Origin of the sequence: Alistipes onderdonkii, from assembly GCF_025145285.1 — a bacterium.
GTDB lineage: Bacteria > Bacteroidota > Bacteroidia > Bacteroidales > Rikenellaceae > Alistipes > Alistipes onderdonkii.
In genome coordinates this window covers 3016494-3031807 of sequence record NZ_CP102251.1, presented here as the reverse complement: position 1 = coordinate 3031807, position 15314 = coordinate 3016494, and the positions used below count along the sequence as shown (strand labels likewise).

The 15314-nt window shown below is 61.4% G+C and carries 12 protein-coding genes; 1 reads left to right on the top strand and 11 read right to left on the bottom strand.

Features of this window, described 5'->3' with window-relative positions; genetic code table 11:
* Positions 1-47 precede the first annotated feature (47 nt).
* From NQ559_RS12240 to NQ559_RS12220, 5 genes are all read right to left on the bottom strand, one after another.
* Positions 48-3188: an efflux RND transporter permease subunit gene (locus NQ559_RS12240; protein ID WP_018696951.1), complete on the bottom strand. Its 3141-nt coding sequence runs from the start codon at positions 3186-3188 to the stop codon at positions 48-50.
* A 15-nt stretch (positions 3189-3203) separates the two neighbouring features.
* Positions 3204-4217, bottom strand: a complete 1014-nt coding sequence (locus NQ559_RS12235) for an efflux RND transporter periplasmic adaptor subunit (protein ID WP_026318584.1) — start codon at positions 4215-4217, stop codon at positions 3204-3206.
* A gap of 28 nt (positions 4218-4245) precedes the next feature.
* Positions 4246-5574: a TolC family protein gene (locus tag NQ559_RS12230; protein ID WP_018696953.1), complete on the bottom strand. Its 1329-nt coding sequence runs from the start codon at positions 5572-5574 to the stop codon at positions 4246-4248.
* Between the two features lie 2 nt (positions 5575-5576).
* Positions 5577-6227 (bottom strand): TetR/AcrR family transcriptional regulator, encoded by a 651-nt coding sequence (locus NQ559_RS12225; protein WP_018696954.1) that lies wholly within the window; start codon positions 6225-6227, stop codon positions 5577-5579.
* Between the two features lie 407 nt (positions 6228-6634).
* Positions 6635-8191 carry a peptide MFS transporter gene (locus NQ559_RS12220; protein ID WP_018696955.1) on the bottom strand — a complete coding sequence of 519 codons (1557 nt, stop codon included), beginning with the start codon at positions 8189-8191 and terminating at the stop codon, positions 6635-6637.
* Positions 8192-8295: 104 nt separating this feature from the next.
* On the opposite strand from NQ559_RS12220, the gene NQ559_RS12215 reads away from it, so the two are divergent.
* The gene (locus NQ559_RS12215; protein WP_018696956.1) at positions 8296-10329 is read left to right on the top strand and encodes an alpha-amylase family glycosyl hydrolase; all 2034 of its coding nucleotides are present in this window, start codon (positions 8296-8298) and stop codon (positions 10327-10329) included.
* A gap of 352 nt (positions 10330-10681) precedes the next feature.
* Here the strand turns inward: NQ559_RS12215 and NQ559_RS12210 are convergent, their stop codons facing one another.
* From NQ559_RS12210 to NQ559_RS12185, 6 genes are read right to left on the bottom strand one after another with little or no spacing between them, the layout of a single operon-like run.
* The gene (locus NQ559_RS12210; protein ID WP_026318585.1) at positions 10682-11707 is read right to left on the bottom strand and encodes a Gfo/Idh/MocA family protein; all 1026 of its coding nucleotides are present in this window, start codon (positions 11705-11707) and stop codon (positions 10682-10684) included.
* 4 nt (positions 11708-11711) lie between these two features.
* A complete protein-coding gene (locus NQ559_RS12205; RefSeq protein ID WP_018696958.1) occupies positions 11712-13019 on the bottom strand; it encodes an amidohydrolase in 1308 nt (435 codons plus the stop codon).
* A 1-nt stretch (position 13020) separates the two neighbouring features.
* Positions 13021-13506, bottom strand: coding sequence for a DUF1573 domain-containing protein (locus NQ559_RS12200; RefSeq protein ID WP_018696959.1), 486 nt, complete (start codon positions 13504-13506; stop codon positions 13021-13023).
* A gap of 20 nt (positions 13507-13526) precedes the next feature.
* Complete coding sequence (locus NQ559_RS12195) at positions 13527-14216, bottom strand: TonB family protein (RefSeq protein WP_018696960.1); 690 nt, start codon at positions 14214-14216, stop codon at positions 13527-13529.
* Between the two features lie 6 nt (positions 14217-14222).
* Entirely contained in the window at positions 14223-14630 is a 408-nt protein-coding gene (locus NQ559_RS12190) for an ExbD/TolR family protein (RefSeq protein WP_018696961.1), read from the bottom strand.
* A 6-nt stretch (positions 14631-14636) separates the two neighbouring features.
* Positions 14637-15311: a MotA/TolQ/ExbB proton channel family protein gene (locus tag NQ559_RS12185; RefSeq protein ID WP_018696962.1), complete on the bottom strand. Its 675-nt coding sequence runs from the start codon at positions 15309-15311 to the stop codon at positions 14637-14639.
* Between the last annotated feature and the right edge of the window lie 3 nt (positions 15312-15314).

The following is a 15314-nucleotide window of genomic DNA, read 5'->3' as shown; positions in this document are numbered from 1 at the left end:
TCCCGCCTGCCCGGTACGGTAACAACCGGACAGGCGGGATAAACGGTTTAATGCCTGCTGGCCTGGTGTTCGGCGGCCAGGCGGGCAAGTTTCTCCTTCTCCTTGCGCTGCGAGCGGTTGACGAATACCGAGTAGAGCGCCGGGATGATGAACAGCGTCAGCAGGGTCGAGAAGGTAAGTCCGCCGATCACGGCGATACCCATCGGCTGCCACGTCTCCGACCCGACACCCGTGCCGATCGCCAGCGGCAGCATACCCAGAATGGTCGTGAACGAAGTCATGAGCACAGGGCGCAGACGGCTCTTTCCGCCGGCGATCACGGCATCGAAGACACCCGAGCCGCGCTCGACCAGCAGGTTCATGTAGTCGACCATCACGATACCGTTCTTGGTCACGATGCCCACCAGCATGATGGCGCCGATCAGGGCAATGAGCGACATCGGCGTGGAGGTCATCCACAAAGCCAGGAAAACGCCCGTGGCGGCGAACGGGATGGTGAACATGATGATGAACGGGAAGAGCAGCGATTCGAACTGCGTGGCCATCACGATGTAGACCAAAATGACAATCAGGATGAACAGCACGCCCAGATCGCTGAAGGCGTCGCCCTGGTCTTCGACCGTACCGCCGATTTCGAGGTCGACGCCGTCGGGCACGGGATACCCGGCGATGAGTTGATCGACCTCGGCCACCACGTCGCCCAGGGCGACGCCGGCTCCGAGCGACGACTTGACCGTGATCACACGCTGGCGGTTCTCGCGCTCGATCATCGGCGCGGCATACTCCTCCTGCACGCGGCCGACCTCCTTGAGTTTCACGGGGCGCCCCTGCCCGTTGTAAAGCGTGATGTTCTCCACGTCCCCGAGCGACATGCGGAACGGTTCGGCATAGCGCACCACGATGTCATATTCGTCGCCGTCCTCGCGGTATTTCGAGGCCACGAGGCCGTCGATGCGGTTGCGCACGGCCTGCGACGCCGTAGCGCTGTTCATGCCGTAATAGGCAAGGCGGTCACGGTCGAAGACCACGTTGAGTTCGGGACGCAGGTCGTCGCGCGAAAGCTGCACGTCTCGCGTACCCTCCAGGCCGCCCAGCTTTTCCTTCAGGTCGTTGGCAACGGCGTTGGTCACGTCCATGTCGTAGCCGAAAACCTTGATGTCGACCGTCGCCGAACCGCTCATGCTGCCGTTATCGCCGCCGGGCATCACCGAATATTCCCGCACCTCGGGGATGCGATCCAGTTCCTTGCGCAGCAGGTCGGAGATAACGTAGATCGACCGCTCGCGCTTGTCGGAGGTGGGCAGGCTGAGGTTGTAATTGATGATGTGCGAACCGGTGGTCTGCATCGCAGCGAACGCGTCGTCCGACGAGTTGGCGCCCGACGAGGCCGACACGAGCGTCACCTCGGGATAGTTCTTGTAGATGATGCTGTCGATCTGGCGGGCGATCCGCGCGGTGTAGTCCACCGAAAGGTTCTGCTCCAGTTTGACCGTGGCCGAGATCCAGCCGTTATCCGAAGGCGGGAAGAATTCGGTCGGCACCTGCGTGACGAGCCCCAGCGAAACCAGGAAAAGCCCCATCATCGAGAAGATCGTGATACGGCGGTGGCGCACCACCCAGTTCAGCGAGCGGGCATAGGCGTCGTCGAGCCATGCGAGTGCCCGGTCGATGGGTTTGTATATGACACCCAGCCCCTTGTAATCGTGCACGCCGCCCTCGAGTTTCAAGAGGTAGGCGGACATCATCGGGGTCAGCGAAATGGCTGCCGTAGTCGAAACGCAGACCACGATGGTCACGATCCAGCCCAGCTCGCGGAAGAGGATACCCGCCATGCCCGGCACCATTGTCAGCGGCAGGAACACGGCAACGACCACGAGCGTGGTGGCAATGACCGACAGCCACACCTCGTTGGTGGCGTAGATGGCGGCCTCCTTGGGATTCGAACCTCGCTCGATGTGCGTCGTGATGTTCTCCAGCACCACGATGGCATCGTCGACGACCATACCGATGGCGATCGAGAGCGACGAGAGCGAGATGATATTGAGCGTCGAGCCCGTGGCGAAGAGGTAGATGAACGAACAGATCAGCGACACGGGGATCGTCATACAGATGATGAGCGTCGCCCTCCACCGCCCGAGGAAGGCCATCACCACCAGCACCACGAAGATAAAGGCGTACATGATCGTTTCCGAGAGCGACCCGATGGCATTGGTGATTTCCTGCGACCCCTCGAAGATCGTCTCCATCTTCACGTCGCGCGGAAGGCTCGCCTGGATGTCGGGCAGGCGCTTCTGAATCTCATGGACGATGTCCACGGTGTTGGCACCCGACTGCTTCTGGATCATCACGCGCACGCTCCGCTGCCCGTTGGCGCGTTCGTCCATCGTGGCCTTTTCGAGCGTATCGCGGATCTCGGCCACGTCGGAGAGCATCACCGTGCGTCCCCCGGCATTGGAAACCACGACCTTGCGCATCTCGTCGCTCAGCTTGAATTCGCCGTCGGCCTTGATGTTGAACGTATTGTTGCCGATGTCGATCGTACCGCTTGGGATGTTGACGTTCTCGGCGGCGATGATCTGCCCCAGCTGCTCGACGGTCAGGTTGTAGGCTTCGAGCTTGGCCGGGTCGACATTGACCTGCACCTCGCGCTCGGGGGCGCCCATGACCGTCACGGCACCCACGCCGTCGACACGGTTCAGGACGTTGACGAATTTATCGTCGAGGATCTTCTTCAGGGCCGGGTAGCTCTCGTCGGCCGTCACGGCAAGCATGATCACGGGGATCATCGAGGTCGAAAACTTGAAGATCGTAGGATAATCGATGTCGTCGGGCAACTGCGACTGGCTGCGGCTCACCACGTCGCGGATCTCGTTGGCGCCCTCGGTCAAGTCGGATCCGTATTCGAATTCGACAATGATCATCGACACGTTGTCCTGCGACTTGGAGGTCAGTTTCTTGAGGTTGCTCACCGTATTGAGGTTATCCTCCAGGATACGCGTGATGTTGGTCTCGATATCCGCAGCGTTGGCACCGGGATAGAAGGTGATGACCGATATCTGGGGGATTTCGATTTCGGGGTACTGGTCTACCGCAAGGTTCATCAGCGAGAAGAGCCCGAAGACCATCACGCCGACGAACATGAGCACCGTGGAGACCGGTTTCCGAACCGCGCTTTCGTATATTTTCATATGTTTCGGGGCGTTTTATTCCTGTTTGATTTCCACTTTGGCACCGTCGTAGAGTTTCGAAAGGGCCGTGACGGCCACGGCTTCGTCCGCCCCTACGCCCGAAAGAATGTCCACGCGGTCGCCGACCTGGCGTCCGACATCGACACGGCGGCGACGGGCAACGCTATCGCCCTCGATGACATACACGAAGCGCTCGGCAGTGCCGACCTGCTTCTGGACGGCCACGTCGGGCACCATGACGCCCTCCTTCTGCCCCATGTTGAAGATCGTGCGGGCGTACATACCCGGGCGCAGCGTGCGCCGGGCATTGGGCACCTTCACCTCGACCTTGAACGTACGGGTCGTGGGGTCGAGCGCCGGATAGATCAGCGAGACGGTACCCGTAAAGGTCTGGTCGGGAAAGATGTCCACCTTCAGCTCAACGGGCATCCCGACCTTCACGTTGGGGAAATACTGCTCGGAAATATTGGCGATGACCTTCAGCGGGTCGATCTGCATGATGTGCAGGATGGGCTGCGCCGAGAAGAGGTCGCCCGACTCGTAGTTGCGCGCCGTGACCACGCCTGTGATGGGCGAACGCACCTCGATGTTCTTCTTGAGGTTGGCGACCACCTCGCGCTGCACGTCCAGCTGCGCCTTGGCCTGCTGGATCTGCTGCGCCGAGATACCGCCGGCCTCATAGACGGGCAGCAGGCGGTTGTAATCGTCCTCGACGGTCTTCAGCTGCACGAGCTGCTGGGTGTACTGCGTCGGATCGAGCGTCACGATGAGCTGCCCCTCGCGCACGGGGTCGCCCACTTCGACCAGGATGCGGTCGATGTGCACGCCCGAAGCCGCCGGAGTGATGTCGTTCTCCCTGAAGGGCTCGATCTCCGAAGTGAACTCCTCGGTAAGCTGCACGGTGGCGAACTCCGCCGTTTCGGTTTTAGTCAGCACACGGTTGTCCTGCTGCACGTCGCCTGCCCCGTTTTTGCCTTTGCAGCCGGCGAGGGCAGCCGCGGCAAACAATATAACTGCTGTTTTCTTCATATGCTATCTTTGTTTTTCAATTTCCACGCTATTTTTCCTTGCCGACGATGCGGTCGTACTCGGCCTTGGCCGTCAGGTAATCGAAGATCGCCTGCGAGTAGTTGAGCTGCGCCTGCGTCTGCGCCAGCTGGGCGCTGTTGAGCTCGAGGATCGTACCCGCCCCCGCACGGTAACGGGTGTCGGAGATCGAGTAGGCCTTGCGCGCCTGCTCGACGGTGAGTTCCTGGGCGTACATCGTCTCGCGCGCCGTCAGCAGGTCGTTCAGCGCCGAGCGAACCTGCACGTCGACCTGCTGCCGGGCGTATGTCCGCTGGAGGCCGATCTGCGAAATCTGGTTCTTGATCTCGCGCGAGCGGTTCATCTTCGTCAGCCCCGAAAAGAGCGGCACGGAGACGCGGATGCCGGCGGAAAGCGGGTTCTGCCAGAAATAGCCGTCCTTGATCGTCGTCATTTCCATCGTCGCCTGGTCGAACGACACCGAGCCCATGTTGTTCCCGGTGAGGGTGAAGTTGCCGAACGCCCCGATGGTCGGCAGGCGGCTCGCATTCTCGGCCTTGAGCTGGAGGCGGAGCAGATCCTCCTGCAGTTCGAGCGTGCGCAGGTCGGAGTTGTCCGAAGTGTCGGTCGTAAGCCCCTCGGTTCCGGCGAGCACCTTGTCGCGCATGGCGTCCAGCTCGCCTTCGACCTCGATTTCGACCTGCTCGGGGATCGAAAGATACATCTTGAGCATCAGTTTGGCGATGCGGATCGAGTTCTCGGTCTGGAGGATCGAGGGTTTCAGGTTGCTGAGCTGCACCTGCGCCGTCAACAGGTCGTACTCCGACGTGAGCCCGTTCTCATATTGCACGGACGTGTCGTCGACCGTACGCTGGACGGTGGCCTGCGACTCGCGGAGCACGTCGAGCGACTGCTCGGCGAGCAGGATGTTGTAGAAGGCCTTTTTGACTTCGGCCGTCAGCGTGATGCGCGACGAACGCGCCGCTTCGACGGCCGTGGCCATCTGCTTGTCGTTCATCTTCATCATGCGGTAAACCTGCGGCGCGAAGAGCGGCACCGAAGCATCCACGGCCCCGCTGAGCGTCGTATAGGGGTCGTTGCCCAGCGAGAAGCCCTTGGACATCTGCTGTACGATGAAGCTGTGGTTGACCTGCCCGGTCACCGACACCTGCGGCAGCAGGCCGCCCCATGTCTGGCGTTTCACATAGTCGTAGCGCTGCACCTCCATCTCGGCGACCTTGATGGTGGGATTCTCGCTCAGCGCCAGGTCGAGGGCCTGGTCGAGCGTGAGGCGCATCTGCGCCACGGCAGCGAACGTACCCGTTGCCGCGAGGCACAATGTCAGAATCAGTTTTTTCATAGTCATCTATCCAAATTCAATTTATTTCCCGTTTTCGACAGTTTGTACCGCTTCAGGTTGTCGTCGATCAGCTGCAGGCCCTTGGCAGTCGAAATGCCGCGGAAAAAATTGCTGATGATCTGCACGAACGCCTCGCGTTCGGACATCCCGTCGGGCAGCATCAACTCGCGGCGCGTCACGATGGCCGAAGCCGTATAGTAAAGCACCGAAATGGAGAGGTCGATGTTGAAATTATTGACGAACAGCCCGGCCTCGATGCCCTGTTCGAGCATCGAACGCAGGCTCGTGCGGTTTTTCACCATCCCCTCGCGCATCAGCTTGTCGTGCACGGCGGGATAAAACTTCCGGAGGTTGTCCATCATGCGGCGCGAAACCTCGGCGTTGTCCATCACTTCGCCCAGCACCATGAACATGGCTTCGAGAACGTCGTGCGCGTCGGCCGTGAGTTCGTTCCACCGCTGGCGGTTACGTTCGGAATAGCGTTCCATGGCCAGGTAGAGCAGGCCTTCCTTATCGCCGAACATCTCGTAGAGCGTCCGCTTCGACACCCCGAGCTGCTGCGCGATGTCGTCCATTCGTACCGACTTGATACCCTGCGAAACGAACATCTGCATGGCTTGGTCGATAATGCGTCCTTTCTGAGGAGGGGTCATAGCATTCAAATATTTCGGATCCGGTGGCAAATATAGAAAGAAAACCCATGAAACCAAAAAAGTTTTCTGTTTTCTGTCGTTTCATCAGCAAATAACACACCGAACGGCGAACAATGTAGTAAATCCGAACAATATGGGAGGTATCCCCCGTCCGTTCAGGCCGGTAGGGATCGTATCCGGGGAGACGCCGGGCAAACTGCCGCAACGCATGCCGGTTCGGCGGGGGCTCGCATCAGCGCAGCACGGGCGAAGGAACACGACTGCCGGAGCCTGCATGCCAGCCCACGGGCGCGGCAGGGACGCATGCCATCGAGACACGCACCGGGGGATACGCCCCACGCACCGTCTACGAAAAAAAAGCCGCTGCGGTTTGTCCGCAGCGGCCATAGGGAGAACATGACACGGGGTTATTTCGTCACCCGTTCGAGCCAGCGCACCATCGAGAGCATGACGAGCATCGACATGCCGCAGGCTGCGACGAAGACGCACCACGTAGCCCACATCGGGGTGTGCATGTAAAGCCATCCGCCGACGAACAGCAACGCATTGCCCACGGCCGTAGCGGCCAGCCAGAAGCCCTGCATAAGGCCCTGCATGTGCGGGGGCGCCACCTTCGATACGAATGCCAGTCCGAGGGGCGAGATGAAGAGCTCGGCGACGGTAAGGATGAAATAGAGGCCCACCATGACCCACGGGGTCACCAGGATCGACTGCACCTGGTCGGCCTTCATGCCTGCGAGGGCGGCCTTGTCGGGCAGTGCGAACGAGAAGAACATCAGGAAGAGGTAGGCCGTGGCGGCGATACCCATACCGATGGCGATCTTCATCGGGGTCGAAACCTCGATGTTGCGTTTGCGCAGCCAACCGAAGAACCACATGATCAGCGGCGTGAGGGTCACGACGAAGAAGGGGTTGACGCTCTGGAAAATCTCGGCGCCCTTGATGGTCGTGAAGCCCAGGTTGATGTTGATGACGTCGAGGTTGACGTAGTCACGTGCGAAATAGGTCAGCGAATAACCGTTCTGGTGGAACGAAACCCAGAAGAAGATCACGACGCCGAACACGGCGAACAGTGCGTAGATGCGCTGGCGGATCTCCTGCGCCGACATGGTGATCTCCTCGGCCGAAGCCTTGGCACCGCCGGCCGCGGCTTTCTTCGACGGGTCGGGGAAGCGCTGCTTGTTGGACAGGTAGATGACCAGCGACACGAGCATCATCACGATGGCCGCGATGAACGCATAGTGGAAACCGCGGTTGAAGACATCGAGGTAGCCGTTGCAGAAATCGTGCAGGCCGGCAGCCGACACGGGCGTGCCGTCGAGGTAGGCCGAATTGGCGTACGACGTGAGGTTGGCAAGCCCCTCGCCGGCCATGTGCTCGCCCTTGGCAAGGTATTCGTGGCACAGCTCGGGCAGCTTGGCGTTATAGTCGAAATTGTTGACCTTGAGCCACCAGTTGCGCACGCCGATGGCGACGAACGGCGCGAAGAAGCCCCCGATGTTGATGAACATATAGAAAATCTGGAAACCCGACTCACGCTTGGCGCTGAACTCCTTGTTGTCGTACATCTGCCCCACGAGCGCCTGGAGATTGCCCTTGAAAAGGCCGTTGCCGAAGGCTATCACCAGCAGGCCGACGCACGTCAGCGTCAGGTAGAGCGGCAGGCTGGACACGGGCGTCGGCGTGGGGATGGCAATGATCAGGTAGCCCAGCGACATCACCACGAGCCCCCACATGATGGTTCCCTTGTAGTTGCGGGTTTTGTCGGCAATGATACCGCCGACGAGCGCCAACAGGTAAATCGAAGCGTAGAATCCCGAATAGATATACCCCGCGGTCGTTTCGTTCAGGCCGAACTTGGCGGAGATGAACAAGGTCAGGATAGCCATCATGATGTAGAAACCGAAACGCTCGCCCATATTGGCAAGGGCCGCCGCGATCAGTCCTTTGGGTTGTCCTTTCATAAGTTGATTTTGGTTTTAGTAATTTTTTTTAATAAGGTGCTGTTTTTTAGTCTTGGACAAAGATAGAAAAAAAATTCATATATTTGTATAAAAGGAAAACCACTATGGAAAAAACGACCCGCAGGCTCCCGATCGTAGAACGCGACGAGTGGCTGCTCCCCGCCGAGCAGGAGCTCAACCGCCGCTACGAACGGTATACGGACAAAATAAACGCGATCGAGCAGGCGGCAGGCTCGATCGTCGACTACGCCAACGGCTACCGTTACTTCGGCTGGCAGCGGGACGAGCTGCTCGACGGATGGTGGCTGCGCGAATGGCTGCCGGGCGCGCACGACGTCTACGTCTTCGGGGATTTCAACAACTGGCAGCGTACCGAGATACGTATGCAGCGCGACGCGCACGGCGTATGGAGCGCCTTCTTCCCGGAGGCGATGTACCGCGACCGGCTCCGCCACGGGTCGCTCTACAAGCTCCACGTCCACGGCGACAACGGCTGGAAAGACCGCATCCCGGCCTATGCCACGCGCGTGGTACAGGACGAAGCGACGAAGAATTACACGGCTCAGTTCTGGGCGCCGGAGCCGTTCGACTGGCAGGGCGACGCGTTCGACGCCTCGAAGAACGGCAGCCTGCTGATCTACGAGGCCCATGTGGGCATGGCGCAGGAAAAGGAGGGCGTGGGCACCTACCGCGAATTCACGGAGAAAATACTACCTATAATAAAAAAGGACGGCTACAACGCCGTGCAGCTCATGGCCATCGCCGAGCACCCCTATTACGGGTCGTTCGGTTACCACGTGTCGAGTTTCTTCGCACCCGCATCGCGCTGCGGCACGCCCGAGGAGCTGAAAGAGCTGGTGCGCCGCGCCCACGAGCTGGGGCTGGCGGTCATCATGGATCTGGTGCATGCCCACTATGTCCGCAACCTCAACGAAGGCATCGACGAACTGGACGGCACCGACCATCTGTACTCGCTGCCCGGCAAGGCCGGCTACCAGCCCTACTGGGACTCGAAGCTCTTCGACTACGGCAAGGACGAGGTACAGCATTTCCTGCTGTCGAACGTCAAGTACTGGCTCGACGAGTTCCATTTCGACGGCTACCGCTTCGACGGCGTAACGTCGATGATCTACCACCACCACGGCTATGTCGACTTCGACTGCCGCGAACGCTTCTTCGACGAGGGGGTCAACCGCGACGCGCTGACCTACCTGACGCTCGCCAACCGCCTGGTGCACGACTTCCGGCCGGCGGCCGTGACCATCGCCGAGGACGTGAGCGGAATGCCGGGCATGTGCATCCCCATCGCCGACGGCGGCATCGGGTTCGACTACCGGCTGGGGATGGCGATCCCCGACTTCTGGATCAAGGAGCTGAAGGAGGTGCCCGACGAGGAGTGGAACATATGGGAAATGTGGGACGTCATGACCAACCGCCTGCCCGAAGTGAAAACCGTGGCCTATGCCGAATCGCACGACCAGGCGCTGGTGGGCGACAAGACGCTGGCATTCCGGCTGATGGACAAGGAGATGTATTTCCACATGGACAAGGCGTCGGAGAATATCGTGATCGACCGCGGCATGGCGCTGCACAAGATGATCCGCCTGATGACCATCTCGACGGGCGGGCAGGCCTACCTCAACTTCATGGGCAACGAGTTCGGACACCCCGAGTGGATCGACTTCCCGCGCGAAGGCAACGGCTGGAGCTATGCCCACGCCCGGCGGCAATGGTCGCTGGCGAAGAACGGGTTCCTGCGCTACTCGTGGCTGGGGGATTTCGACAAGGCGATGATAAAGCTGGTGAAGCGTTACAAGGTACTCGCGGACGGTTATGCCTGGAACCTCGCGATGGACGAGTGCAACAAGACGATGGTTTTCTCGCACGGCAACCTGCTGTTCGTGTTCAACTGGCACCCCACGGCCTCGATCCCCGACTACGAACTGCCCGTGCAGGCGCCGGGCAAGTATGTGCCCGTGCTCTCGACCGACGAAAAGCGCTTCGGAGGGCAACAGCGGCAGGCGATGGACGCCGAGCATTTCTCGTTCCCGGCACGCGACGGCGACAACACCGAACGGCCCCATATCCGCATCTACAACACCTCGCGCACGGCGACGGTTTACCTGCGGAAGAAATAGCGGCGGGTGCGTCCTCCGCACCGACGAAAACCAGCCGGAGACAACAAACAGCAGGCCTGTCCCATGCGGGGACAGGCCTGCTGTTTTATCCTCGGGCAGGGACGACCCTCACCGGCCGGAAAGGGCAGGCACCCGGTCTCACAACCGCGGTTGCCGGCAAAGAGGCGGGCTTTCGGGCCGCGACGCTCCCGGCCTGAGGCAGTTTGTCGGCCGCAAAAGGCGGGCTGCGGGCAGGGCTGCAACGCTTGTCGGTCGCAAATGGCGGGCTTGGGACGCGCAACGGCGTTGGTCGGCCGGGAAAGGAGGCCGCCGGACGGGGAGAAAGGTTCCCGGACGGACAAGCGCTACACCTCTACGGCAACCTGTCGGCGGGATAGGACACGCCCAGCTGGCGGCGCACCTGGTCGATGATCTCCATCGTCACGAGGGAGTTTTCGTGGCTGTTGACGGCGGATTCTATCCGTCCCTGTTCGATGAGGTCGATGAACTCCGCGACCTCATAATAATAGGTATCCTTCTCCAGGGGGAGCCCGACGCTGTGGCGGACGGGGGCGTCGCCCCGCCCCGAAGCGGCCGCCGGGCGCGGAAGGTACGCCACGTCGCGGATGGTGTGGATGGCGTCCAGCAACAGGTTGCCCTCCTCGCCCTCGATCTCGGTCGGAAGCGACGAATTGGCGATCTTGGAGTAGAGCACCGTGGCATTCATCCCCTCGTAGCGGAAATTGACGACGCCCTGCCCGTCGGCACCCGAAGAGAGGACGATGCCCTGCGCTTCGACCCCCAGCGGACGCCCGAACAGCGCGACCATCGGATAGACGGTATAGACCCCGATGTCCATCATGGCGCCGTTCGACAGTTCGGGGTTAAAGGCGTTGAGCACGATCCCCTGCCGGAACTTGTCGTAGCGCGAGGAGTACTGGCAGAAGCTGGCGAAATAGCGGCGGATCGTCCCGAGCCGGGGCAGGTACTCCTGCACGACGCGGAAATTGGGGTTGAGCGTCGAGATCATGGCCTCCATGAGCGTGACGCCGCATTCGCGGGCGACAGCGACCATCTGCCGCGCCTCGCGGGCATTGGAGGCCAGGGGCTTCTCGCACAGCACGTGCTTGCCGTGGCGCATGCAGAGGATGCTCTGCGACGCGTGCAGGAAATTGGGCGTGGCGATGTAAACGGCGTCGACGAGCGGGCTTGCCGCCATCTGCCCGAGCGAGGTGAAGGTATGCGGGATGCCGTGCTTCGCAGCGAAGGCGTCGGCCCTCTCCTGCGAACGCGAACAGATCGCCACGGCCTCGAAGCGCGCGTCCTGCCGCGCCCCGGCCAGCACCCAGTCGGCGATGAACCCGGTGCCGACCATGCCGAATCGAATTTTCCCCGGCATTCCCTTATCTCCCGGTTATGCGTTCCACGGCCGCGGCGACGTCGGCGTACAGCTTCGGCAGGTCGACACCGGCCACACGGCGGTTTTCGACCACGATGCGGCCGTCGACCACCACCGTGTCGACATCCGACGCCTTGCCGCAATAGACCAGGTTCGAGACCAGGTCGTGGATCGGCTGCAAGTGGGGTTTCTGCAGGTCGACGACGATCAGGTCGGCCAGCGCCCCGGGGCGGATGACGCCCAGCTCACCCTCCGCATAGCCCATGGCGCGGGCGCCGTTGACCGTAGCCAGTTTCAGCGCCTCGTAGGCCGGGAGCGCCACGGGATCGCCCGTGGCGGATTTTTGCAGGAAGGCCGCCGTGCGCAGCTCCTCGAACATGTCGAGGTCGTTGTTCGAGCAGGTGCCGTCGGTGCCGATGGTCACCAGCGCACCCGCGGCCCGCATCTTCTCGACAGGAGCCACGCCGCTCGAAATCTTCATGTTGCTCTGCGGGTTGTGCGACACGGCCACCCCCCGCTGGGCCAGCGTGCGGATGTCGCTGTCGGTGACATGGATGCAGTGTGCGCCGATGGTCTTGTCGTCGAGCATACCCAGCGCATCGAGGTGCTCGACGGGTGTCGCGGCGTATTTTTCGCGCACGATACGCACCTCGTCCCGCGTCTCGGCGATATGGGTCATGAAATGCAGCCCCCATTTGCGGGCCAGCTCCTTGCCGCGCCGCAGGTTTTCGGGCGACACGGTATAGGGCGAATGGGGTGCGAGGGCAATCTGTATGCGGTCGCAGTCAGCAGCCAGCGCAACGGCCTTCTCCGCCTCGGGCAGCACCTCGTCGACATTGTTGTCGAAATAGTTGCATCCCAGCATCGCGCGGATGCCCAGCCGCCGGGCGACCTCCACGCAGCGGTTCTCGTGGTAATACATATCCACGAACGAGGTGACGCCGCCCAGGAGCATCTCGACGATGCCGAGCGTCATGCCCAGCGCCACGTCGTCGGCCGTCTGGCGCGCCTCGAAAGGCCATATATAGTCGTTGAGCCACTCCATCAGGGCGATGTCGTCGGCATAGCTGCGTTGCAGCGTCATGGCCGCATGGCAATGCGTATTCACAAGGCCCGGCATCAGGAGCCGGCCCGTGCAGTCGATGACCCGCACGCCGGGACTGCAGGTGCGGAACGCGTCGGCTTCGGAGCCGGACGCAGTGACGAGCGCGATGCGGTTGCCCGCGACGCCCACAGCCCCCGTGAAGGTTCTGGGTTCGTCCCCGGCCGCCGTCATCGGCAGGATCGTTGCGTTGGTAAACAGGATGTCCATATTATTTGTATTTCACTTTCACTTTGTCGGTCTTTATCTTGCGCGGCGGGGTGTCGATCGAATTGCCCTGCACGGTGATGACATCGCGTCCGTCCACGGAGTTCGAATAGACCTGGATCACCTTGTTGAACACGCCCGGTTCGCTCTTGTGGGGTTCGTAGGTGATGCGGATCACGCCCTGTCCGCCGGGCGGTACGGGACGTTTGGGGAACGACGCCTTGAGGCACGAGCACGACGTGATGACGCGCGTCACCACGAGCGGCGCCGTGCCGTCGTTGGTAAAGGTAAATTCCCGCACCAGGTCGCCGCCCTTGCGGGGTACGTCGCCGAAATCGTGGCCGGCGACCTCCATGCGAAGGTGCGCCCCCCGCGCCTTCGCGTCCTGCTGCGCCCCGGCCGTTTCCGGGGCCGGGTTTTGCGCCGCCGCCCCGGCATGTCCCGCCGTGAAGGCCAGGCACCCGAGGATTGTCAGTAATAAGGTTCGCATGTATACGCTCGTTTCAAAAATTACTCCATACGGAAAACATAAGTGATCGTCCCGCCCTGCAGCGTGGCGCGGCTCTCCGTAAAGCGGGCCTTCAGCGCCGCGCTCTTCGCCGCCTCGACAAGCTCGGCGGCATCGGTCGTCGAGCCTTTCGGTTCGTAGGAAGCGCCCGTCACCTTGCCCTTGGCGTCCACCGTAACGCGGATGACGACTTTCCCGCTCTTCGAACCGGGATACGAAGGTTTGGGCAGGTTGCCCACAAGGCCGCGTCCCTGGAGCCCCTGGTCGAGCTGGTCGAGCCCGTCGGGGTTCAGCCCCGGGCCGTCGCCGCTCGCCTTGTCCTCGCCCTGGGGCGCGCGGGGGTTGCCCGCATTGTCGGGTTCGTCGGCCCCGCCCTTGTTCATCTTGAACAGCGCTTTGGGGTTGGGCGTCTGCGTCGTCTCGTCCTTGCCCGCCACCTGCGCGGTCTGTTCCACGGGGGCGGCCTTGTCATGCACGCGGGGCTCGGTAGCCGCCTTCACGGGCGGCTTGGGGCGCTCGGGGGCAGGCGGTTCGGTGAAATCGACCAGGATCGTATCGCCGGGTTTGTCGTGGATCTTCCGGAAATCGAACGAGACCAATGCGAACGAAGCGGCGATCAGCAGCACATAGGCTGCCGCCGCGATCGCCGCCCACCTGCGGGGCGACTTGCCGTTCGGGTCGTAATAGTACATAGGCCTTTATTCCGGCGATGTCGCCGCAATGAGTTTATATCCGTTGTTCTTGGCGACGTTCATCACCTTGATGATCTCGTCCCATGCCACCGTCTTATCGGCATGCAGCGATACGGTGGGCTCCTTCTGCCCGTCGAGGCGCGATTTGAGCGCCCGTTCCACGCCCTCGACCGACCCCACGTCCTGCAATTCGACATAGTAGCGGTACTTGCCGTGCCCCGTATCCTGGATCGACACCGTGGTCACCGCCTTGTCCTTGAGCATGTTCGAGCTCTTGGGAAGCATCAGCTTCAGGGCATTGGGGTTGATCAGCGTCGTAGCGATCAGCAGGAACAGCAGCAGCAGGAACATCAGGTCGGTCATCGACGATGCCGAGAAGGATTTATCGACTTTCGATCCGTGTTTGATTGCCATAGCGCGTTATTTTTGAACGGGTTGATTCAGGATGTCCATGAAGGCGATCGAGTTGGCCTCCATCTGGAAGACCAGCTTCTCGATGCGTGCCACGAGGTAGTTGTAGCCGAAATAGGCCGGGATGCCGACGATAAGACCGCCGACCGTGGTGACCATCGCCACGTACATGCCGCTGGCCAGCAGGCTCAGGTCGACCGTGCCGCCCGCAGCCGCCATATCCATGAAGGTCTGCACCATACCGAGCACCGTACCGAGGAAACCGATCATCGGGGCGCCGCCGGCGATCGTCGCCAGGAAGGGAAGGCCGTTTTCGAGCTTCGAGACTTCGAGGTTGGCGACGTTCTCGATGGCGGTCTGCACGTCGCTCATCGGGCGGCCGATGCGCTCGATGCCCTTCTCGATCATGCGGGCGATTGGCGTGTCGGTCTTCTTGCACAGGTTCACGGCCGTATGGATCTTGCCGTCGGAAATGTAGTCGCGGATGCGGTTCATGAAATTCATGTCCAGCACCGACGCCTTGCGGATGGCCATGAAGCGTTCGACGAAGATGAAGATCGTCACGCCGCCCAGCGCCAGCAGCGGCCACATCAGCCAGCCGCCCATCGAAAACAGTTTCCAAAGTCCCATGCGGGTTTCTTCACTGGTGGCCACCGCCTCGGCAGCCTGCAAAAATGTCATCATAGT